This is a genomic window from Chryseobacterium lacus (genome assembly GCF_003336205.1).
Classification (GTDB): domain Bacteria; phylum Bacteroidota; class Bacteroidia; order Flavobacteriales; family Weeksellaceae; genus Chryseobacterium_A; species Chryseobacterium_A lacus.
On record NZ_QPIE01000007.1, the window covers coordinates 26,209 to 49,365 of the forward strand.

The window sequence follows — 23,157 nt, forward strand, 5'->3', positions numbered from 1 at the left end:
ACAAAACCCCGAATTTCAATGAAAAATTCGGGGTTTTTTTATTAAGAAATGGTTTTAAAACCGAAAAGTGAAAAAAAAATTTATACTTTCAGGTTGCCTTCCACGCCATCGCTGTTATCGGTTTTATTTCCGGTAATGGCTGCCGTCACAAAACTAATGAGGGAAACCAATTTTCCGGCTTTTGTATCCCAATAATAGGCGTTTTCCGGCGCTACACGTATGATGGAAATTAGAGGATCATCTTTTCCGTCGAACCATGCATTCGCCATCGGAGTCCATTGCTCTTCAATGGTATCGCGGTCTCCATAAATATACGCTTTCCCGTAAATGGATAAAAATTCGGAATCTCCTTTGTTGATGAAATACAATTGTACACGGCGATCTTCCCGTATTTCAAAATTCTTGTTGCTGCTCTCGCTGCTCAAAAACCAAAGATTTCCCTGTGCATCACATTCCTGAAGTGCCATCGGCCGCGCATTGTTGGGCAGGGAAGTAAGTTCCGTGCAGAACATACACACGCCAGCTCTTTCGGAAAGTTCCTTTAGTTTCTTGACCGCTTCCGTATCGGTTAAATTTTCTGTAGACATATTTCTATTTTTTTTGGTTAATCATCTTTTTCATTTCCGTTGGCGCACCAAAATAAGGCATTGGCAAGGTCGCTGCAAGGATATGATTTTACTTCACCCGGCATCAGGACACTGAAAATATCCGTAAAATTCTGAACTCCTTTTTGATCCGTCACAATAGCGATACGATTCCATTTGGTGAGATTTTTCAGGCCTAAAAGCAGATCCTGAATCCATGCTCCGAAAGTGAAATTATCCACATCGGTGTTTAGAAGCAAAAGATAATTCAGTTCATCAAAAGCATTCGCTTTAGCTTCCACATGAGGCAGAACGAGGTTTTCAAAATCTTCTTTTGTTACTTCTCCTGACGCTTTGAAAGCTGCCACATGATCGGGAGTATCGGGAATTACTGTTATCATTTCAAAGTTGTTTTTACAAAAATACAGCATGAGACCTTTTTCTCATTATACGATTCCGTCACTTGTATTATATAATTTTTCAAGGAATTCTGCTTGCAATTGACGTGCAAAGATGTACCTTTCCAAAGAAAAAAAGATAGCATGCAAGCAGTACTCATCATCATCGGCGATGAAATCCTGTCCGGAAATACGATTGATACCAACTCGAATTTTATGGCTGCCCAACTGAAGGAAATCGGTATTCCGGTGAAACAGATTTTGACAGTATCGGATGAGGTAGAGTCCATCAAATCGGCACTGAAGCTGGGTTTTGAAATGGGAAATCTGGTGATCAGTACCGGCGGATTGGGGCCTACAAATGATGATGTAACCAAAAAAGCCTTTAAAGAATTTTTCAATGACGAGATTATTTTTCATCAGGAAACCTACGACCATCTGGAAAGACTTTTTATAAAAAGAAAACGAACCCGATTGCTGGATCTCAACCGAAGTCAGGCTGAAGTGTTGTCCAAAGCGGTTATTTTCCAGAACGATAACGGAACAGCTCCAGGCCAAATGGTTTCAGAAAATGGGAAAACAGCTATTTTCCTTCCCGGGGTTCCTTATGAAATGAAACCGCTGTTCAGTCATAAAGTAATTCCTTGGCTCATGCGAAATTTCCAATTGGGGCATCTTCTTACGCGTGTCGTTTCCGTTGTAGGAATTCCGGAAAGTCTGCTCTCAGACACCATTCAGCAATGGGAAAGCGAACTTCCGGATCATCTCAGTCTTTCTTATCTTCCCATTGGAAACCGTATTAAGCTGAGAATCAGCGGCAGCAGCGATGATAGAATACAATTGGAAAATGAACTGGAAGAACAGGTTCAGAAGTTGAAACCTTACATTACAGGGCATATTCTTTCATTTAATGGAAATGAAATTCAAGATATTGTAAAAGAAATACTCTTAACTAAGAACCTTACCATATCTTCTGCAGAAAGCTGTACAGGCGGCGGAATCGCACGGTTACTGACTTCCTGCAGCGGAAGTTCCGGCTATTTTTCAGGAGGAATTATTGCTTATGATGCCAGGAAAAAAATTGAAATTTTAGGTGTGTCCGAAAATACCATCCGGCAAAAAACAACGGTTTCCCAAGAAATAGCGCAGGAAATGAGTCTGGGTTGCCAAAAGCTCTTCAAAACCAATATTGCAGTCGCCACTACCGGTGTAGCGGGTCCGTCGTCGGATGAATTTGGAAATGAAGTGGGAATGGTATTTTATTCTATTCGGATTGATGAAAAAGAATATACCCTAAAACTTTTTCTTCCGCATCTGGACCGGAACGATTTCATGAATTTCGTTTCCCAGCGAGTTCTTCAGAAACTGGCCGAACTGCTTGTTCATCCTGAAAAAAGGGAAGAGTAATTCAATATTTTTGTAACTTTAAGACTTGATAAGCAACCAATATAGATATTCAACAATTATTTAGAAATGAAAAAAAGTATCATCAGCATTCTCGCACTTTCCGGCATCGTGTTTTTCCATTCGTGCACCGTGAAAAATAAAGTTGCAGAAACGCCTGCAGAAAAACCTGAAAAAATCGTGAAACAGGAAATTAACTCCACAATGCCTGAACATGGACTGAACCTTGAGTATATGGACACTACTGTTCGTCCGCAAGATGATTTTTTCAGTTATGTAAATGGCAACTGGTACAAAACCACCAACATTCCTTCGGACCGCGCTTCGTGGGGTTCCTTCAACAAACTTCGGGAAGATACCGACAATGCATCGCTCAATATTCTCAATGCCATTCTTTCCAAAAACTATGACGAAGGAACAGAAGGACAGAAAATCCAGAACTTGTACGGTACTTTCATGGATTGGAACAAACGAAATGCTGAAGGACTCTCCCCAGTTAAGGCCGATTTGGCTAAAATAGACGCCATTAAATCAATTTCTGATTTGCAAAATTATTTGAACGGAGCCACCCGAAAAGGCAACAATCCTTTCTATTCATGGAGAGTGGGTGCAGACCTGAAAAACTCCGTGATGAATGCGGTTTACCTGAACGGACCTTCCTTAGGATTAGGGAAAGATTATTATCAGAAAGTTAATGAAGCCAATACCAAAACCCTGGCAGAATATACCGGATTCGCTACGAAATTATATCAGGCTTTAGGTTATAAAAATGCCGGAAACACCGCCTCGCAGTTGGTGAAATTTGAAAAAGAACTCGCCAATTACCTTCTTACCAACGAGCAGGGAAGGGATGCCAATCTTCGGTATAACCCTAAAAATGTGAGCGAACTTCCGGCTCTTGTGAAAAACATCAACCTTCCGGCCTACTTAAAATCCGCAGGAGTTGCTACAGACCGCGTGATTATTGGTGAACTGAAATATTATCAGAATATGGATTCGTTCATCAATTCCAAAAATCTTCCTTTGCTGAAAGACTATATGAAGTTTCATCTGCTGAGAGGAAATCTGGGCAATCTGGATAAAAAGATGGACGACCTGCAGTTTGATTTTTATTCCAAATACTTACAAGGACAACAAGAGCAGCGGCCGATGGACAAACGAGGCCTGCAAATGATCAACAGTGTTTTGGGAGAAGCATTCGGGAAGTTGTATGTAGAGGAAAATTTCTCACCCGAAGCGAAAGCTCAGATGGAAACGTACATCAACTATCTCAGAAAAGCATTTTCAGCAAGAATTGATCAGCTTGACTGGATGTCGCCCGAAACTAAAGTAAAAGCTCAGGAAAAACTGTCTAAATTTAATGTGAAAATTGCCTATCCGGATCAGTGGAGGGATTATTCCAAGCTGGTGATGGAATCGCCAAAAAGCGGTGGAACATTATATCAGAATATGGAGAACTTAACGGCCTGGCATTATCAGCGGAATCTCGCAAAGATAGGACAGCCTGTAGATAAAAAAGAATGGGCCATGTCGCCTCAAACCGTCAATGCGTATTACAGTTCTTCAAACAATGAAATTGTATTTCCTGCCGCCATTCTTCAGCCGCCTTTTTTCAATTTTAAAGCAGATCCTGCCGTTAATTTCGGTGGAATAGGAGCGGTAATTGGCCACGAAATTTCGCATGGTTTCGACGATGGCGGTTCCAGATTTGACGGCGACGGCAATCTGCAAAACTGGTGGACGGATGCTGACCGCAAGAATTTCGATGCAAAAGTATCGCAACTAGCGGCACAATACGATCAGTATGAGCCTGTGAAAGGTTCTTTTGTTAACGGTAAATTTACGAGCGGTGAAAATATCGGCGACTTAGGCGGTGTTGCCGTGGCGTACGAAGCCTTACAAATGTACCTGAAAGATCATGGCAATCCGGGCCGGATCAGTGGGTTTTCTCAAGACCAGCGTTTCTTTATGAGTTGGGCAACGGTCTGGAGAACGAAATCTACGGATCAGTATGTTCAAAATCAAGTGAAAACTGATCCTCATTCTCCCGGTTATTACAGGGCTTTCGCGCCGCTGTTAAATATTGATGCTTTCCACGATGCTTTTAATACCCAACCCGGCGATGCGATGTACAAAAAACCTGAGGAAAGAATTTCCATCTGGTAGAAAAAACATCATCTAAACCCCTTTCATAATCTATGAACGGGGTTTTTATTTATTTTAAAATTAATAATCATGGAAAATACAATTGAAATACGGAATCTTAATTTTGGTTTCCAGCCGGGGAAACCGATTCTGAAAAATGTGAATATGAACATTCCCAAAGGATCCATCTATGGATTTCTCGGAGCCAACGGAGCCGGTAAATCCACCACGATGCGTCTGGTGATGGGATTATTTAACGATCCCGAGAACTCCGTAAAAGTATTTGGAGAAACGGTTTCTAACATCTATCCTGAAGGCCTTCACCGGATAGGTTCGCTGATCGATTATCCGGCATTTTATGATCACTTATCGGGTTATGACAACCTGAAAATTGTATGCACCATTCGCGGACTGGACGAGAGTAAAATCGAAGAAGTGCTGTCGCTGGTGGGACTTTCAAAAGCGGCAAAAATGAAAATGAGGCGGTATTCTCTGGGAATGAAACAGCGGTTGGCCATTGCTTTGGCGCTCATCAGCAATCCCGAATTATTGGTTCTGGACGAACCTGTCAACGGTCTGGATCCTGGCGGTATGGTGGAAATAAGAGAGCTGCTCATTCAGCTGAATCAACAGCACGGGGTTACGATTTTTATTTCCAGCCATCTTCTGCAGGAAATTGATAAAATGGTGACGCATCTGGCCGTAATTGCTGATGGGGAAATTAAATTTCAAGGCAGCAAAGAAGAATTGAAAGAATTATACAAGTTTCAAAAAACGAAATTTTTCATGAATAATGCTGCGGAATTTATTGAATTTTTGAACGCTGATTATGATGCAGAACTGAAATCTACAACCGAAATTTCGGTGGTGACACAATCTACTGAAGAGGTTGCCAGGATCAACAAAATACTTACAGAAAAAGGTGCCGGTGTTTATCAGATCAGTGCAGGCGGCGGCCTAGAAGAATGGTTTATGGAACTTACAAAACAAAACTAACATGAAAAAAGAATTACAGTTTTTAGCGACAGCTTTTCGTGCAGAATGGCTTAAAATAAAAGGATTGGGACTGCTCACCTTCGGAATTGCCATTGCGGCAATTTTGCCACTTTTAATGTTCGTTACCCATATCTTTCTTGAAGAATCCAGAGATTTCGAAGGTGCTGCGAATTCCTATCCAAGGCTTTTTATCGAAAACGGACTCAGTTCGTATGTTGGTTTCTTCCTGCTTCTTTTCATTATTATTGTTGCAGCCAGGGTGACACAAACGGATCATAAAAACAACGGTTGGGTTTTTATGGAAACCCAACCGCTGAGTAAATTCAGTATTTATGGTGCGAAATTTCTGGCAGTAGTGCTGCTCAGTTTCATTTCTATTGTTCTTTTTTTTCTGTTCAGCATTTTGATTTCTTATATTGATCTTGCGATTTTCCCACGCGAAAAATTACATTTCGATATCGATATTTTATTCATTCTCAGAACTTTCATCAGGGTTTTTGTGATGGTGTTGGGAATCATTTCGTTTCAGCTGATGCTTTCCGTGATGATCCCGGGTTTTATCTGGCCGTTTGTCATTGGTTTCGTGGGCTTTGTGGTGAATGTTGTTGCAAGAATCCGACAGGAAACATACGATTTTCTGGTGTATAATAATCTGGATACCAGTTTGCATTTTACCAACTCTGCGGTACTGAACCGTTTCTTCAATTATTCTGATCTGCTGAGTATATTTTGGGCGGTGTTCTTTTTTATCATTGGTTATCAGTATTATAGAAATCGCGGACTGAAAAACGCTTTTTTTAAAAATGCAGCCACCATCGCCAAAACGGTTGGCGTTTTAGCTGTTTTTGTGTTGATTTATTTTTTCCTGACGAAACCGATGTATCCACAGAAACTGGAGAATATTACCATTATCGAAGGTACTTTGCAAACAGATAAACCGGTGAAGGAAATTTACCTGATGGATCAGGAACTCCAAAATAATATTGCAGTGATTCCCGTGGTGAACAATACCTTTCGCTGGGAAACCAAAGAATCTGTTCCTTTTTCCAATTATATTATTGATGTTGAAAAAAGATTTATCCCTATCGTTTTGTCTAAAGGTGATCATCTGCAGTTTGAAATTAAGAAAGATGACCGGAATTTTGATGTTTTACGAAAAGGAACCAGAAAAGCAGAAATGGAATATCTGGACACCAATTCCAATACGTATTCCTCTTTTTATAACAGGACAGTGCAAAATAAAGAGTTAGCCGATGAACCGAAGGCGTTTTACCGGGAAGCAAAAAAAGAATGGGAGACCCTGAAAAAAGATCTTTCAAAATTCAGAACAAAAGAAAATATTCATTTCGGGGAAGATTTTAAGAATTTCAAAATGCAGCAAGGTGCGGTGAAAATGCTCGGTGCGCTGCATGATTATCAGATGATGACTTCTTTCACAGACAAAGAATTTCAGATTCCTGCAGACTTTAAAAAAGAATTGGAAACCTCCATCAAAAAACCTGCAGAACTTCTGATGACGACCGATGAATATAAAGCTTTCCGACTGAAATCATTGCTTCCAAAGGAAGGAACAAAAAATCCGGACAGTATTATTTTCGCAAAACTTTCTGCTTTACCAAGAAGTATCGAGAAAGACCGATTGCTGTCTTTTCAGTTGCTTAAAATATTAAAAATCACTAACGACGAAGAAAAACGAAACAGCTTATACGAAGAAAAGTCCGGCCAGTTCATGGATTCCCGATACAGAGACCATGTCAACCGACAATTGGTTGTCATTAATAATCAGCAAAAAGGGAAGCCATTTCCAGTATTTCAGTTTGAAAATGAAGATGGAAAAACAGTAAATCTTGAAGAATTCAAAGGCAAATATGTCGTCATTGATTTTTGGGCAACATGGTGCGCACCGTGCAAGGAAACCTCGCCTGTTTTTGAATACAGGGCAAAAGAATACGCCTTTTATAATAATATTGTCTTCTTGGCGGCCAGTATAGATGAAGATAAAAATAAATGGAAACTGGGCATCAAAAATAATAAATCGGATGTGACCCAATGGTGGCTCAAGGATAACAAGGCTCTCAATTCTATCGGCGTACAGAGTATTCCGAGGTTTATGATGATTGATCCTGAAGGAAAAATTTACAATGCCGATATGCCAAGACCCGGCGAAACTGCTTTCCAAGAAATCTTAGATGAAGTGTCAGGAACTCGATTTAATTTTAACATGATATTTTAATATGAAGTTGATGATCGAAAGAAATATCGTTATTTCAAATCCCGAAACCAGAGATTTTTTGGCAGACTCATTTTATATAGAATCTACTGAACCGCTTCCCATCGTGTTTTTCGTGCACGGTTACAAAGGATATAAAGATTGGGGAGCGTGGGATCTTATGGCGCTTGAATTCGCAAAAGCCGGTTATTTCTTTGTTAAATTTAATTTTTCCCACAACGGAACGACTCTGGAGAGACCTTCCGAATTTGCTAATCTGGAAGCTTTCGGCTTGAATAATTTTACGAAAGAATTGTCAGATTATCATGCTGTTATTTCACATTTTACTGAAAGAAAAGAAGTGAATTCTGAGCGGATTGCCATTACCGGACACAGTCGTGGCGGCGGAATTACAGTGCTTCAAGCATTTGAAGACGAGCGGGTGAAGGTTCTCGTCACGATGGCGGGGGTTTGTAATTTTGGTTATCGATTTCCGACTGGCGACAGACTGAAAGAATGGGAAGATAAAGGCGTCATGTATTCTGAAAATGCCCGGACAGGCCAGCAGATGCCTCATGATTTTCAGCTGTATCAGAATTACAAGGAAAATGAAGAACGGCTGAATATTCAGTATGCGGCACAACATCTTGAAAAACCATTTCTGATTGTACATCCTGCCGAAGATGAGACAGTGAAAGAAAAAGAAGCTTTTCTGCTGCACGAATGGTGCAAAGCTTCTGAACTCAAAATGATTCCCGACGCTAACCACAGTTTTGGCAGCAGCGAACCGTGGGATGAGGATTTTCTTCCGGAGCATCTGGAAGCAGCCGTTGCCGAAATTATTGAATTTTTGAAAAAAAAATTGTAAAAGTGGAAGTGCAGAACCTTTTATATTTGCGTTTCAAAAAAATAAACTATGGATTTTTTGACCGCTCTCGACTGGCCTAATTTTGCCAATCCGCAAATCTGGGTGTCACTTCTTACGCTTACGTTTCTGGAAATCGTTCTGGGAGTAGACAATATTATTTTTATTTCGATTATTTCGGACAAACTTCCTAAAGAAAAACAAAGGTTTGCCCGAAATCTGGGGTTGGCATTCGCCATGATTTTCAGAATCATTCTTTTATTGATGATCAGCTGGATTATCGGTTTGAAAGAACCGGTCCTCACTCTGGATTGGCTGGAGGAACCGGGAAGCGATTTGCCTTTGCAACTGAGCTGGAAAGATATTATTCTTCTGGCCGGAGGTATATTTCTGATTGGAAAAAGTACACTGGAAATTCATCATAAAATGCAGGTAGATCAAGTGGAGAAAACCAAAAAACCGTCTGCAGCATCAAGCCTGATGTTTATGGTTATTTTCCAGATTATTCTGATTGATATGGTATTTTCTCTTGACAGTATTCTTACCGCAATCGGACTGGTGGATAATGTGATGCTGATGATTATCGCCGTTGTTGTTTCTATAGGCATCATGATGGTGTTTGCCGGTCCTATATCTAGAGTGATCAATAAACATCCGAGTCTGCAGATTTTAGCGTTGGCATTTTTAGTCGTCATCGGTGTGATGCTAGTGGCAGAAGGTATCCATCAGCATGTAAGTAAAAATATCATTTATTCCTGTCTTGCCTTCAGTCTGGCGGTGGAATTTATAAATATCCGGATAAGAAGCAAAGCATCAAGAGTACGAAAATTGAATCCTGATCTGAAAAACAGTCTGGAAATAGATGAACATCAGGATCTTTAGAAAAGCTACAAAAAAAGGCTGTTTCCTGATTGGGAGCAGCCTTTTTGTTATCATTGACCTGTTATCAATTTCCACGCTTCGTCGATTTTCTTTTCTGAAAGCAGTTTCTGCGCTTTAAGATGAATCTGCTGATTATCAGAATAATTTCCTTCCGGAAGTTTTTCCACGTTGGCCAACATTCCCAGATCATTGCCCGTAAAAATGGTGCTGAGCTTTATGGCATCGGGCAATTGGTCGAAACCGATTCCTTTTGTGACCAATGGTTTCGGAACTTCAAAAAGGTTGTCTTCGTTATTTCTTGAATACCAGTTGGCACCAAGCCTGGCTACAATATCCAGTTTTTTCTGATCCAAAAGTCCGTGTTCATTCAGATATTCCTCACGGATATGAATTTTCACGACTTCACAGATAATAAGATTTCCGGCTCCGCCTTCAGTTCCCAAAGGTTTTACTTCCTGTACTTTGCATTCAAAATTTACCGGACATTCGGAAATTAATTTTGGCTTTATCAGATCCGCATCTTTCATCGTGAGCCCGGATTTAATGAACTCATTTTCCTCTTTATCATACTCTGTAGAGGCCAATGAAATCTGTTGAACGATAGGATAATTCACTGTTCCAATCACCACTTCCGGAACTTCCAGAATATTCTGCAGTGTATGTTTGGTGGTATTGTCCCGAACTCTTCTTGCCGGTGAAAAAATAATGACCGGCGGTACCGTACTGAACATATTGAAAAAACTGAAAGGCGAAAGGTTGATATTTCCTTCTTGATCTAGGGTAGAAGCCAAGGCGATAGGACGCGGTGCGATCGCAGTTTGCATGATCATCTGAAGTTCCGGCGCCGAAACTTCAGAAGGGATGATTGTCTTCATTTTTAAAGTTTAATCTGATGGAGAAAATTTATAAAATCGCAGGCAAAATAGTTCCTGTAACTCCACCGAATCCGACGCGAATATCACCTTTCTGTGCCCATCCTCTCATGATGACGGTATCGTGATCCTCAATAAATTTCCGCTCCTGTCCGTCATTTAACTTCAATGGATTCTGTCCGCGCCAGGTAAGTTCCAACATCGATCCGAAAGAATTGCTGTCCGTGCCGGAAATCGTCCCCGAAGCGTACATATCGCCAACTTCCACATTACATCCGTTGACGGTGTGATGCGCCAATTGCTGACACATATTCCAGTACATAAATTTGTAATTGCTTTTAGAAATGAGGGCTTCGGTTCCTTTTGCCGGCTGAAGATACACTTCCAGCTGAATGTCAAAATTCTTGTCGCCACTGAATTTCAGATAATCCAGAACTTCGGGTTCCTGTTGTGGAGAAGCCGTTCGGAACGGTTCCAAAGCTTCTAATGTAACAACCCAAGGAGAAACAGAACTACCAAAATTCTTCCCTAAAAACGGGCCTAAAGGAACATATTCCCAGCTTTGAATGTCGCGTGCGGACCAGTCATTGAAAATCACCATTCCAAAAATGGCATCTTCAGCCTGAGAAGTGGAAATACTTTCTCCCATTTCTGTATTTTTATTGACAATAAAAGCCATTTCCAATTCAAAATCCAGTTGTTTGCAAGGTCCGAAAACTGGGGAATCCGCATCGGCAGGTTTCATTTGCCCTTTCGGCCTGTGAATATCGGTTCCTGAAATAACAATGGAAGAGGCTCTTCCATGATATCCTACCGGCAAATGTTTCCAGTTGGGCAATAGTGCATTGGCAGGATTCCGGAACATTTTTCCAACATTGGTAGCATGTTCGATACTGCTGTAGAAATCCGTGTAATTAGGCACATGAACCGGCATCATCATCTTCACCTGATCCAGATTGTAGAAACATTCTTCTATAGATTTTTCATCTTTGGAAAGCAGCGAGCCTTCCAGCAATAATTCCTGTATTTTTTTGCGCACTGCAGTGGTGACAGGTTTCCCTAGTTCAATAAATTCATTGAGCGTATAAGCTTCAAAAACATTGTCGTTGATGCCTTCCACATCATTAAAATAACCAAAGTCGTACAGCGTAGCGAGGTCGATAACAATATCGCCGATCCGTGTTGCGCAGGCAATATATTCTTTATTAAAAACAGCTACTCCGAAGGGAATATTATAAATAGAAAAATCGGAATTTTCAGGATAGTTTACGAAAGATTTCATTGATATATTTTTTGATTAAATGACTGAATTCCCAACATTTTTCACATCAGGTTTTGAACCCTAAAAATACTAAAAAAAGTTCAGAGACCGGCTCTAAACTCAGGGTTATTTTTATGATGATAAACTATTTCATTACCAGCGAATTCTCATCCATCCAGCGTTCCTGGGTGTTGATATCGGTAAGATAAAGATGAGTTTGCTGTTTTTTCAACAACAAAGATTTTACAACGGGAACGGAAAGTTTTTCGCGTTCCAGCGTATCAAATCTCAATGAAATCATATTATGTCGTGTACGCAAAACATCTCCAGAAAAAACATTGGAATGCGATTCTCCTGTGGTTTTGTCGTCAAATATTTCAATAAATGTTGCTTTGTTTCCTTTAAGAATGATGAAATGGCGTTCTGTATGATCCTCAAAATCTTTGATGAGAACAAATTTTTTATTATCCAGAGATTCGTTTTCGAGATTGCTGTTGACGCGTTTATTCTGTTCCAATTGATCTAATGAATAATTAACAACATTCAACTGGGCTGAAGTAATGCCAAAAAGTAATACGAAGCTGAGGAGGAGCAGGTTTTTTTTCATAAGGTGTAAAATAAAGATGGACTAGTATGTACAAATACCAGTCCATCTTTTTTGACAAATAAAATAGTTCTTTTGGAGAGGTTTATTAAAGATTTCCTCTTCTTTCCTGTTCTCTTTCCAACGCTTCAAATAATGCCTTGAAATTTCCGGCACCGAAACTTTGGGCTCCGTGTCTTTCGATAATTTCATAAAAAAGAGTAGGGCGGTCTTCCACGGGTTTGGTGAAGATCTGAAGCAGGTATCCTTCTTCATCACAGTCGATCAGAATTCCCAGATCCTGAAGTTTTTTGATGTCTTCATCTATTTCCCCAACACGCTCAGGAACCATTTCATAATACGCTTCCGGAGGAGCAGAGAGAAATTCTACCCCTCTGGATTTCAGTTCAGTAACCGTTTTGATGATATCTTTGGTGGCCACGGCGATATGTTGAACTCCTTCTCCTTCATAAAAATCCAGATATTCCTCTACCTGTGATTTTCTCTTTCCTTCTGCAGGTTCGTTGATCGGGAATTTGGCATAACCGTTTCCATTGGACATCACTTTGGACATGAGCGCAGAATATTCAGTATTAATTTGCTTATCATCGAAACTTAAAATATTCACAAATCCCATTACTTCTTCATACCATTTTACAACGGGCAACATTCTGTTCCAATCTACATTTCCGACACAATGATCTACATATAATAATCCTACATCAGAAGGATTGTAATCACTTTCCCATTTTTCGTAGCCGGGCATAAACGCACCTTTATAATTTTTTCTTTCCACAAACATGTGAACTGTTTCGCCGTAAGTATATATTCCCGACATGCGAATTTCGCCATGTTCATCAGTAATGGTAACAGGTTCCAGGTAAGGTTTTCCACCGCGTTTTGTAGTTTCTTCAAAAGCACTATATGCGTCATCTACCCACAGGGCAAGAACTTTCACACCGTCACCGTGTTTTTTTACGTGTTCATTAATAGGTGAGTCAGATTTCAGTCCTGTCGTAAGAACAAGTTTGATTTTTCCCTGTTGCAAAACATAAGAAGCACGATCCCGGACTCCTGTTTCAGGGCCTGCATAAGCCAAGCTCTGAAATCCGAAAGCGGTTTTGTAAAAATGCGCCGCCTGTTTCGCATTGCCTACATAAAATTCAATATAATCTGTTCCATTAATGGGCAAAAAATTCTCTGCTTTGGCTATTTTTTCAGCAAATGTAAGTGTTGACATCTTGAAATTTTGTTTAAATTTATATACCGCAAGTTACGAATTTCTCTGAAAATTAAATAATGTAAATAAGTTTGATTTATGTTTCAATATATAGTTGTTTGATATAAAATAAAGTCTATATTTGTATCAAGTAAAAAAGTAAAAGTTTTAAACTATGAAGGGCTGCGGTTCTTGAACTGCATCTATTTTTAGTAAAAGAGATCCCCGTTTCACCTGAGACGGGGATTTTCTTATATCGCATGATCCTTAAATCTTTCAAAACAAAATTTATCCAGCATTTCCCGATCATCCGGATGTGCAATTTCGATGAGCGATTTGGCACGTTGCCTCATATTCTGTCCGTAAAGATTTACAGCACCATATTCCGTTACTACCCAATGAATATGACCTCTGGTAGTCACTACTCCGGCACCCTGTTTCAGATAAGGGACGATTCTCGGCAGTCCTTTTTTAGTACGGGAAGTAATGGCAATAATCGGTTTCCCGTCTTCACTTAATGAAGCACCTCTAATGAAATCCATCTGCCCACCAATTCCGCTGAACTGTAAAGTTCCGATACTGTCAGCACAAACCTGTCCGGTGAGATCTACTTCTATGGCAGAATTGATCGCAACCAGTTTTTTATTTTTCTTGATCACGGTAGGATTGTTGACGTGCGCTACATCCATAAAAGAGAAAGAGGGATTATCATCGATATAATCATACAATTTCTTCGTACCGAAAGCAAAACTCGTGATGGTTCTGTTCAGATGGGTTCCTTTATATTTATTGGTGATAATATCTTTATCTACCAAATCTACAATTCCATCGCTGAGCATTTCAGTATGTACTCCCAAGTCTTTATGATTGTGAAGACAGCTAAGAACGGCATCCGGAATAGTGCCGATTCCCATTTGCAGCGTGGATCTGTCGTCAATCATTCCGGCAATAATTCCCCCTATTTTCAGTTCTTCCGGCCCAACTTTGGATCCGTAATCTACGGTAAGCAATTCCGATTCATGCCAAACCATTTTGTGAATTCTCTGAACATGAACCATCGCATCTCCATGCGTTCTGGGCATTTTTGGATTTACCTGTGCAATAATGATTTTTGCCGAGTCTACAGCACTTCTAGCCACATCTACTGAAGTGCCCAAAGAACAGTAACCATGTTTGTCCGGCGGCGAAACCGTGATGAGGGCAACGTCCAGCGGAAGATAACCTCTTCTGAACAAATTCGGGATTTCACTCAGAAAAACCGGAACAAAATCTCCTCTTTCGCTGTTTACGGCCTCACGCACCGGTGTGGAAACAAAAAGAGAATTAATGTAAAAACTGTCCTTATATTCCGGTTGGGCGATGGGTACATTTCCCTGCACAGTAATGGAAACAATCTCTACATCTCTTAATCTGTGTGCATGTTGCGCAAGCTCTTCGATGAGATAGTTTGGAGTACACGCACTTCCGTGAAAAAAAATCCGGTCTCCGCTGTTGATTAGTGAAATGGCTTCTGCCGCACTTACATAATTATACATAGTTTTCTTATTAGGATTACTGTTCAAAGTTAATGATTTGCCGAGGAGCCTCACCTGAGATTTATCAAGGAAGGCGTAATATTTTGGTGAAATTTATCATAAAAAAGGTTCAGAAATCCTGAACCGTTTGTTTTATAAATTATTATTCCTGAGACCGGTCGTGCAGATAATTTTCTTCATTTTCGAGCCAGCTGAATGCGTAGGACGGATCTTCCACTTTCATCGCTTCTTCCGTAAGTTGCAAAGGGCGGAAAGGATCTACCATCACAGCATATTCTTCTGTAAATTTTTTCCCGATACTGCGTTCCATAGCTCCAGGATGCGGGCCGTGAACAATGCCGCCGGGATGAAGGGTAAAATCCATCAAATCAATATGATTTCGGCTCATAAAATCTCCTTCAGTATAAAATAAAACTTCATCACTGTCAATATTGGAATGATTGTACGGTGCGGGTACGGCAAGCGGATGATAGTCGTACATACGCGCCACAAAAGAACAAACTACAAAATTATGGGCTTCGAAATTCTGATGAATCGGCGGCGGAAGATGTATTCTGCCCGTGATCGGTTCAAAATTTTTAATATTAAATTTATAAGGATAGAAATAACCATCCCAACCTACAACATCAAACGGGTGCGTAGCATAAACGAAATCCCAAATCTGATTTTCTTTTTTTACTTTGATGAGAAATTCACCTTTTTCATCTTTTGGTTCGAAAAATTCGGGTGCTACCACATCTCTTTCACAGAAAGGGGAGTGTTCCAATAGCTGACCGAATTCATTTCTATATCTTTTCGGAGTATAAATGGGAGAATGGCTTTCCAATACAAAAAGAACATTATTTTCATCGCTAAAATGAATCTGATAAATAGTACCGCGCGGAATAATCAGGTAATCGCCAAACGAAAAATCAAGATTTCCCACGAAAGTTTTTAAAGTCCCGGATCCCTGATGAATATACAGTAATTCATCACACTCAGCATTTTTATAGAAATAATCTGTTGATTTTCTTGGCTTTGCGAGTCCCATTTTCAGATCATTATTCAGCATCAGAATCTTCCGGCTGTCAAGAAAATCGTCTTCAGCGGAAACATTCATTCCTTTGAACATTCTGGGTGTCACGTTTTTGGGAACTGCAATTTTTGGCGTAACATCTTTGGGCTTCCCGATGCTTTTTATCTGCGTAGGACGATGAATGTGATACAGAAGAGAAGAGATTCCGTGAAAACCTTCGGTGCCGAAAAGTTGTTCATAATAATAAGCACCTTCTTCAGATTTGAAAACAGTATGTCTTTTCGGTGGAATTTTTCCAGATTGTATATATCTCATTGCAGTATTTGATTTTTGTAAAATTACAAATTATTCACCAAAACTAAAATTCCAGAAATATCAAATTCAAATCAATATTGGGAATTAAGGTTCGTAGCTTTCAAACTTTCCGCTTTCAAAGAACATCACAATTCTTTTTATTTTATCTGTTTGATTATCAGTGTTGTGATTCAGTTCTGCATTTTCTTTCGTTGCTAATCTCTGAGAATCGTTTAAATTACCCTGAACGCCCTCTGGTTTTGGTTTAGGAAAATCTCGCTGCACTTCATCTTGAGGAAATTTTCTTCGTGTTCGGTCTTCGGATTCTGTATTTCCAAATTCATCATCATCAATCAGTGAAAACAGATCGGGGAGGGAAGTGGGTTTTGCTTTGGCTTCCGTTTCTTCTTCAGCAGTTTTGTCTGAAGTCAACATGTCTCCTTCTCCTTTTATCAGCCAGTCCCATTCCAGTTGAGGCAAATAATTTTTGACTTTTATTATGAAGTCTAGGGAAGGCTTGTTTCTTCCGGAAGTAATATGCGAAATGGACGACCGCTGTACTTCTACAGCATCAGCAAATTCTGAAGCGCTCAGCTTAGAGTACTCAATTATTTCTGCAATTCTTTCATTCAGGCTCATCCGTTCAAATTATTTATAAATACAAATGTAAAACTATAATTTACATTATTAAAATACAAATGTAATTAATTCACGTAAGTAGTATTTTACAAAAGTAAAAGCCAGCACTCAAAGTACTGGCTTTCAAATTTAAACAAATTTTAATATTGTAAATTAATGTCTGATATGATCGTCATTATCCTGATCATATTTCAATTTGCGTTCTTTCTTTTTCTGAGGAAAAAGCAGCGATGTAATAATGCTTATCGCGAGAATGGATACAATAATAATAAGGGAATGAGAGGTTTCAAAACCAATATCTGCAAGTTGATGATGCAGTATCATTTTGAGACCGATAAAGGTGAGCAGTGCTGCAAGTCCGATTTTAAGAAACCTGAATTTATCAATAATTCCGGCTAATAAGAAGAACATAGAACGGAGCCCGATAATCGCAAAGATGTTAGAGAAAAATACAATATACGGATCCTTGGTCACCGAAAAGATTGCAGGAATACTGTCTACAGCGAAGATCAAATCGGTCGCTTCTATGATGAGCAAAACGAGAAATAATGGAGTCATTTTCTTTATACCGTCAACTGTGACCCAGAATTTCTGGCCTACGAACTCATGATGTACCTTGAAATATTTATTGGCAAACCTGACTACGGGGTGATTTTTCGTATCGATTTCTTCGTTTTCATTACGGTTCAGAAACATTCTTACTCCAGTGATGACGAGGAAAGCTCCAAAAACATACATTATCCAGCCGAACTTTGCGATCAGTGCTGCGCCTACGAAGATGAAGATGAAACGCATGACAATAGCACCCAAAATCCCCCAGAACAACACCCGATGATAATTTCTTTCTGCAACACCGAAAGCAGAAAATACCAGTATCATTACAAATATATTATCCACCGAAAGAGCGTACTCAACAATATAACCGGTGAGATATTCTAACCCAAGGTTTTGATTGTACAGTTTAATGGAATGTTCCAAATCAGACGGAATAATATGAACAGGATGCTGATGCTTTGTAATGACCGACTGAAGTTTTTCAATACTGTCGATTCCGTGGAGATGATGTCCGTAAGTGAGAAGAACAACATAAAACCCCATCGAAAGGGCAACCACAAAAAAGCTCATAAGACCGGCCTTCTTCATTGAAACTACACCACCAGATTTCTTACCCATATTCAGGTCTATGGCTAAAATAATAAGGATAAAAATGAGAAATCCTGTTAAAAATAATATTTCGCTGCTCATAAAAATTTAAAACGCAAAGATATTTAAAAAAACTAAATCCTCTTTATTAACAAATGTAAATACTTTTGCAGGCGGCTTTTTAGAAACTTATAATATGTTTAATGAAATAACTAAATTTTCTATAAAATGCAGTTTCTAGCCCTTAAAGTAAATATGAATCCTTACTATAATTAAAAATATTATTTAACTCATTTACAATTTATTACAATATTTAATTAAGCATATGTTAATCCACAAAATTATCCACAGACAAACTGTCATTTTAACATGTTTGTTGAATTTACAAATGTTATTCTTGTTTTCAAGATGAAAAAAAATTATTTTTGAGAATTGTAAAACGCCACTCATCTCAATGGAAAAATACTATACTCGAAATCCCCATTTCCCAAATCGCTATATATCGCCCGCAATTCTGGAAAATTATTTACAGAACAATCTCAGCGATTATCTTTCTCAGATAGGAACTTCTTCTTTGGGTAAACCTGTCTATATGTTGTCTTTGGGCAAAGGGAAAACGAAAGTAATGGCATGGTCTCAAATGCACGGAAATGAAAGCAACGGAACTCATGCATTGCTGGATCTTTTGGAAACATTTTCAGCGCATCCCGAACTTAAAGAAAGTATTTTTCAGAATATTTCGTTGGATTTTATCGTGATGCTGAATCCGGACGGTGCTGAAAAATGGACGAGAAGAAATGCTTTAGAAATTGATTTGAACCGTGATTTTCACCAGCAGGCAAGTCAGGAATTCAGAATTTTAAAGAGAATTTTTGATCAGGGAGATTATCAGTACGGGTTGAACCTTCATGAACAGAGAACTATTTTTACCACAGACGGCGAACATCCAGCTACTCTTTCTTTTTTAGCACCTTCCGAAAATGCAGAACGGACTCTCACTGCAACCCGTAAGAAAGCAATGGCGGTAATCTCTCAGATTTATAGAGAAATGAAACCACTACTTCCTCACAGAATCGGACGTTATACAGATGAATTTTATCCCACTTCTGTCGGTGATAATTTTACCAGACTCAAAATGGCTACCATTCTTTTTGAAGGAGGACATTTTCCGGAAGACTATAAAAGGGAACGCACCCGTAAGTTTTATACTTTGGCTTTGTATCATGCTTTAGATGCCATCAGTACTTTAAAAGGCACTGCGGATGATTATAAATTATACTTTGAAATTCCTGAAAATAAAGAAACACATTATGACATTATCTACAGAAATGTAAGGCTGAACACAGATTTTGAATGTGTGCTGGATATTGCAGTGCAGTATCAGGAAGTGCTGAGAAACGGAAAAGATGAAATCTCTTTTGTCCCAATTGTGAGGGAAGTTGGAGATTGTGGAAAGAAAAAAGGCTGGAAAGAAATAGACTGTACAGAAAAGCAATTTATATCCAAAAAAACCTATCCCAAACTGGATGCTGCGGTAGATTTTAAGATCATTTGAGAATAGAAATAAAAAAATCAGCACTGAAATAGAGCTGATGTATGAGAATTTTGAGAAATATAAAAAGAATTATTTTACCACTTTAATTCCGGATGCCATAAACCTGTTCTGCTCCTGAGGTTCGGTGATGGCATCAATTTCTTCCTGAGATTTCTTGGTATCTTCAGCATAATGTCTGGCTTCTTCCACAGAAAGCATTTTTCTTTCAGCAACACCTTCCAGCACTACATTTTTACCTTCCAAAGCGACCGGAACAAAGAATGCATAATCCTTCATTTTCACGAAAAAAGTTTCATTTTTATCATTTTCTACAGTCAGCCAACATCCTTTTTTTGGACAGACAGAGGTTACTTTTCCTGTTAATACAGCGTTTTCTACTTTGGTAGATTTATCCAGTTCTTTATTCAACTGAGCAACAGAAACTGCTTTTTTTAATGTTTTGTTCTTCACCTCACTTCCATAAAAGTCTCCTACGAGGGCTTTTCCGGCAGGCGGAGCGATTTTTTTTGCTTCTTTTTCCTGTGCAAATGCTGTTGTTGCACATACTAATGCGATTAAAAATAATAATCTTTTCATTTTTTAAAAATTTTTTCCAAAATTAGTAAAACTTTTCTAATACAAATTCGATATAAATTATTTTATATTTACTTTCTGATAATAATTACTCAATTAATATGAAAAGACAACTCAAACTTTGGGATGCAGTAATGCTGGTCATGGGATCCATGATCGGAAGCGGAATTTTTATCGTCAGTTCCGATATGATGAGAAATCTGGGTTCAGGATATTGGCTCATAGCAGTTTGGGTGATTACGGGAATCATGACGGTGGCGGCAGCCATTTCTTATGGCGAACTTTCCTCTATGTTTCCAAAAGCCGGTGGACAGTTTACTTACATCACTGAAATTTTCGGACGAATGACGGGTTTTCTCTACGGCTGGGGTCTCTTTGCTGTGATACAAACCGGAACCATTGCAGCCGTTGCCATGGCGTTTGGAAAATTTACCGCTTATCTGGTTCCGGCGCTCAACGATTCTGAACCGATCTTTCAAAATGGTGGTTTTAAAATTACATGGGTACAAATATTGGCCATTATTGTTATTTTACTGCTCACCTTTATCAATACTAAGGGAGTAAAAAACGGAAAATTTTTACAGAATGTGTTTACAGCTTCCAAAATTCTGGCACTTCTCGGAATTATTTTGTTTGGATTTTTGCTGATTAAAGATTCGCAATGGGCTTCTAACATGAGTTTTGGATGGAATGCGTTTCAGGATTTCGGAAACGAAGTAGGAAATAATCTTTTGCCCACAAATTGGAAGTCTATCAGTGGAATTGCACTTCTTGGCGGATTGGCCGCTGCGATGGTGGGTTCGGTCTTCAGTTCAGTAGCTTGGGAAAATGTCACTTTTGTTTCGGGAGAAATTAAAAATCCCGAGAAAAATGTGGTGAAATCGATGGTTCTGGGAACTTCAGCAGTGATGGTGCTTTACCTCCTGGTGAATTTAGTTTATCTGAATGCACTGGACCGGGACGGAATCGCTTTTGCAGATAAAAACCGTCCTGCTGTAGCCGCTTCAGAAGTTATTTTCGGTAATATAGGAACCGTTATCATGGCTGTTCTGGTAATGATTTCCACTTTTGGATGTATTAACGGGTTGGTTTTAGCGGGTTCCAGAGTGTATCAAACCATGGCCAAGGACGGATTGTTTTTTAAATCAGCAATGGAAAATAATCGTCATGATGTCCCCGAAAAATCACTCTGGATGCAGGGAATATGGGCTTCTGTTCTGGCTCTTTCCGGGCAGTACGGCGATTTGTTGGATATGATTTCTTTTGTCATTGTTCTGTTTTATATGATTACCGTTTTTGGCGTCATCTATCTTCGCTTCAAAAAACCTGAACTTGAAAGGCCTTACAAAACCTGGCTGTATCCCGTCACTCCGTTGTTGTATTTATTCATCGGTTCTGCATTTTGTATTCTGCTGATGATGTATAAACCTCAATATACATGGCCGGGATTCCTACTGATTTTGATTGCATTGCCGGTCTATTGGTTCATTAACAGAAAGAAAAGCTGACAGATTTCGAAACATTTTTATATTTTTGGAATTAAACTTTTCCTATGAAGCAGGTATTTCTCATTTTTATTTTAGCATTCCTTGTCGTTTCTTGCGGCACTGCAAAAAAACCAGTGAAAAGGCCGGATCCTTATAAAAAAAGAGTAGAAAGAACTGCAGAGCTCAGAAATCTGGTTTCTCATTTTTCGGGTAAAAACTCAAATCAGGTAACAGAATTACTGAAAGATGCAGAGAAATATTTGGGTGCTCCTTATAAATATGCCGGAAATACGTCCGCAGGATTTGACTGTTCAGGTCTGGTTTGCAAGGTTTTCGATGAAAATAAAATGAAACTCCCGCGCCGCTCGGAAGATCAGAGTAAATCGGGAGAAGAAGTTGAAATAAAAAAAGTGAAACCGGGTGATCTCTTATTTTTCGCTACTTCATCCAGTCAAAAAGTGTCGCATGTGGGAATTGTACATACCATCAATCCAGATGGGGAAATTACTTTTATTCATTCTTCCACTTCCAAAGGAGTCATTATTTCTTCATTAAATGAAAAATATTGGAATAATGCCTATCTTTTTGCCCGAAGAATGTTCTGATTTTTCACACAACCAAATACACTTTTTGCAGATTTCTATTTGTATTTTTGCAGGGTTATTAAAATAAAAATATGTCGCTACAACAAACCATTGAAAAGATTTGGGACAACAGAGAACTGTTGCAGAATGAAGAAAGCAAAACTGCTATCCGTGAAGTCATCCATCAACTGGATTTGGGAAAACTTCGGGTCGCCGAACCTTTAGATAAAGGCTGGAAAGTAAATGAATGGGTGAAAAAAGCGGTAGTGATGTATTTCCCAATTCAAACTATGGAAACCATTGAAGTGGGCCCGTTTGAATTTCATGATAAAATTCCGTTGAAGAAAAATTATGCTGAAAAAGGAGTTCGTGTCGTTCCGCATGCCATCGCACGACACGGAAGTTTCGTGGCTTCAGGCGTTATTATGATGCCTTCGTATGTGAATATCGGTGCGTATGTAGATTCCGGAACTATGGTAGATACCTGGGCAACTGTAGGAAGCTGTGCACAAATCGGAAAAAATGTTCACCTGAGCGGTGGTGTGGGAATTGGTGGTGTTTTGGAACCGCTTCAGGCAGCTCCCGTGATTATAGAAGATGATTGTTTCATCGGATCCAGATGTATCGTAGTGGAAGGGGTGCATGTAGAAAAAGAAGCTGTTTTGGGTGCCAATGTTGTGCTGACGGCGTCTACAAAAATTATAGATGTAACGGGAGACGAACCAGTTGAAATAAAAGGAAGAGTGCCGGCAAGATCTGTGGTTATTCCCGGAAGTTATACCAAACATTATCCGGCCGGCGAATATCAGGTTCCATGTGCTTTAATTATCGGAAAAAGAAAAGAATCTACTGATAAGAAAACCTCTCTGAATGATGCTTTGAGAGAAAATAATGTGGCAGTGTAATCTTCACCG

General features: G+C 39.3%; 21 protein-coding genes. 10 read left to right on the plus strand and 11 right to left on the minus strand.

Going from position 1 to position 23,157, the window contains the following annotated elements; all coding sequences use genetic code 11:
• Window positions 1–80: 80 nt before the first annotated feature.
• Window positions 81–587, minus strand: a complete 507-nt coding sequence (locus tag DQ356_RS09695; protein WP_114304299.1) for a pyridoxamine 5'-phosphate oxidase family protein — start codon at window positions 585–587, stop codon at window positions 81–83.
• 17 nt (window positions 588–604) lie between these two features.
• A complete protein-coding gene (locus tag DQ356_RS09700; RefSeq protein ID WP_114304300.1) occupies window positions 605–985 on the minus strand; it encodes a SpoIIAA family protein in 381 nt (126 codons plus the stop codon).
• Between the two features lie 141 nt (window positions 986–1,126).
• Between DQ356_RS09700 and DQ356_RS09705 the strand changes: the two genes are divergently transcribed.
• The 6 genes from DQ356_RS09705 to DQ356_RS09730 all read left to right on the plus strand — a co-directional run bounded on the left by DQ356_RS09705 (window position 1,127) and on the right by DQ356_RS09730 (window position 9,483).
• Window positions 1,127–2,389: a CinA family nicotinamide mononucleotide deamidase-related protein gene (locus tag DQ356_RS09705; RefSeq protein WP_114304301.1), complete on the plus strand. Its 1,263-nt coding sequence runs from the start codon at window positions 1,127–1,129 to the stop codon at window positions 2,387–2,389.
• 66 nt (window positions 2,390–2,455) lie between these two features.
• Window positions 2,456–4,552, plus strand: coding sequence for a M13 family metallopeptidase (locus tag DQ356_RS09710; RefSeq protein WP_114304302.1), 2,097 nt, complete (start codon window positions 2,456–2,458; stop codon window positions 4,550–4,552).
• A gap of 69 nt (window positions 4,553–4,621) precedes the next feature.
• Window positions 4,622–5,527, plus strand: a complete 906-nt coding sequence (locus DQ356_RS09715; protein ID WP_114304303.1) for an ABC transporter ATP-binding protein — start codon at window positions 4,622–4,624, stop codon at window positions 5,525–5,527.
• 1 nt (window position 5,528) lies between these two features.
• Window positions 5,529–7,760: a redoxin domain-containing protein gene (locus DQ356_RS09720; protein WP_114304304.1), complete on the plus strand. Its 2,232-nt coding sequence runs from the start codon at window positions 5,529–5,531 to the stop codon at window positions 7,758–7,760.
• A gap of 1 nt (window position 7,761) precedes the next feature.
• Entirely contained in the window at window positions 7,762–8,604 is an 843-nt protein-coding gene (locus DQ356_RS09725) for an alpha/beta hydrolase family protein (protein WP_114304305.1), read from the plus strand.
• A gap of 48 nt (window positions 8,605–8,652) precedes the next feature.
• Window positions 8,653–9,483, plus strand: coding sequence for a TerC family protein (locus tag DQ356_RS09730; RefSeq protein WP_114304306.1), 831 nt, complete (start codon window positions 8,653–8,655; stop codon window positions 9,481–9,483).
• Window positions 9,484–9,533: 50 nt separating this feature from the next.
• On the opposite strand, the gene DQ356_RS09735 is transcribed toward DQ356_RS09730, so the two are convergent.
• From DQ356_RS09735 to DQ356_RS09770, 8 genes are all read right to left on the minus strand, one after another.
• Window positions 9,534–10,358: a flavin reductase family protein gene (locus tag DQ356_RS09735; RefSeq protein ID WP_114304307.1), complete on the minus strand. Its 825-nt coding sequence runs from the start codon at window positions 10,356–10,358 to the stop codon at window positions 9,534–9,536.
• Between the two features lie 28 nt (window positions 10,359–10,386).
• The gene (gene fahA, locus DQ356_RS09740; RefSeq protein ID WP_114304308.1) at window positions 10,387–11,637 is read right to left on the minus strand and encodes a fumarylacetoacetase; all 1,251 of its coding nucleotides are present in this window, start codon (window positions 11,635–11,637) and stop codon (window positions 10,387–10,389) included.
• 124 nt (window positions 11,638–11,761) lie between these two features.
• A complete protein-coding gene (locus DQ356_RS09745; RefSeq protein WP_114304309.1) occupies window positions 11,762–12,223 on the minus strand; it encodes a hypothetical protein in 462 nt (153 codons plus the stop codon).
• An 85-nt stretch (window positions 12,224–12,308) separates the two neighbouring features.
• Window positions 12,309–13,439: a 4-hydroxyphenylpyruvate dioxygenase gene (hppD, locus tag DQ356_RS09750; protein ID WP_114304310.1), complete on the minus strand. Its 1,131-nt coding sequence runs from the start codon at window positions 13,437–13,439 to the stop codon at window positions 12,309–12,311.
• A gap of 230 nt (window positions 13,440–13,669) precedes the next feature.
• The gene (locus DQ356_RS09755) at window positions 13,670–14,953 is read right to left on the minus strand and encodes an acetyl-CoA hydrolase/transferase family protein (RefSeq protein ID WP_114304311.1); all 1,284 of its coding nucleotides are present in this window, start codon (window positions 14,951–14,953) and stop codon (window positions 13,670–13,672) included.
• A gap of 142 nt (window positions 14,954–15,095) precedes the next feature.
• Window positions 15,096–16,283 carry a homogentisate 1,2-dioxygenase gene (locus tag DQ356_RS09760; protein ID WP_114304312.1) on the minus strand — a complete coding sequence of 396 codons (1,188 nt, stop codon included), beginning with the start codon at window positions 16,281–16,283 and terminating at the stop codon, window positions 15,096–15,098.
• Window positions 16,284–16,367: 84 nt separating this feature from the next.
• Window positions 16,368–16,901 carry a helix-turn-helix domain-containing protein gene (locus tag DQ356_RS09765; protein WP_114304313.1) on the minus strand — a complete coding sequence of 178 codons (534 nt, stop codon included), beginning with the start codon at window positions 16,899–16,901 and terminating at the stop codon, window positions 16,368–16,370.
• A gap of 153 nt (window positions 16,902–17,054) precedes the next feature.
• Window positions 17,055–18,146: a TerC/Alx family metal homeostasis membrane protein gene (locus DQ356_RS09770; RefSeq protein WP_114304314.1), complete on the minus strand. Its 1,092-nt coding sequence runs from the start codon at window positions 18,144–18,146 to the stop codon at window positions 17,055–17,057.
• A gap of 352 nt (window positions 18,147–18,498) precedes the next feature.
• On the opposite strand from DQ356_RS09770, the gene DQ356_RS09775 reads away from it, so the two are divergent.
• Window positions 18,499–19,599 carry a M14 family zinc carboxypeptidase gene (locus tag DQ356_RS09775; protein WP_114304315.1) on the plus strand — a complete coding sequence of 367 codons (1,101 nt, stop codon included), beginning with the start codon at window positions 18,499–18,501 and terminating at the stop codon, window positions 19,597–19,599.
• A gap of 69 nt (window positions 19,600–19,668) precedes the next feature.
• On the opposite strand, the gene DQ356_RS09780 is transcribed toward DQ356_RS09775, so the two are convergent.
• On the minus strand, window positions 19,669–20,175 hold the full coding sequence (locus DQ356_RS09780; RefSeq protein WP_114304316.1) for a DUF4920 domain-containing protein: 507 nt from the start codon (window positions 20,173–20,175) through the stop codon (window positions 19,669–19,671).
• A gap of 98 nt (window positions 20,176–20,273) precedes the next feature.
• Here DQ356_RS09780 and DQ356_RS09785 point away from each other — a divergent pair, with 98 nt between their 5' ends.
• From DQ356_RS09785 to DQ356_RS09795, 3 genes are all read left to right on the plus strand, one after another.
• A complete protein-coding gene (locus tag DQ356_RS09785; RefSeq protein WP_114304317.1) occupies window positions 20,274–21,680 on the plus strand; it encodes an APC family permease in 1,407 nt (468 codons plus the stop codon).
• Window positions 21,681–21,724: 44 nt separating this feature from the next.
• Complete coding sequence (locus DQ356_RS09790) at window positions 21,725–22,264, plus strand: C40 family peptidase (RefSeq protein WP_114304318.1); 540 nt, start codon at window positions 21,725–21,727, stop codon at window positions 22,262–22,264.
• Between the two features lie 71 nt (window positions 22,265–22,335).
• Window positions 22,336–23,148, plus strand: a complete 813-nt coding sequence (locus DQ356_RS09795; RefSeq protein ID WP_114304319.1) for a 2,3,4,5-tetrahydropyridine-2,6-dicarboxylate N-succinyltransferase — start codon at window positions 22,336–22,338, stop codon at window positions 23,146–23,148.
• Window positions 23,149–23,157: the final 9 nt, after the last annotated feature.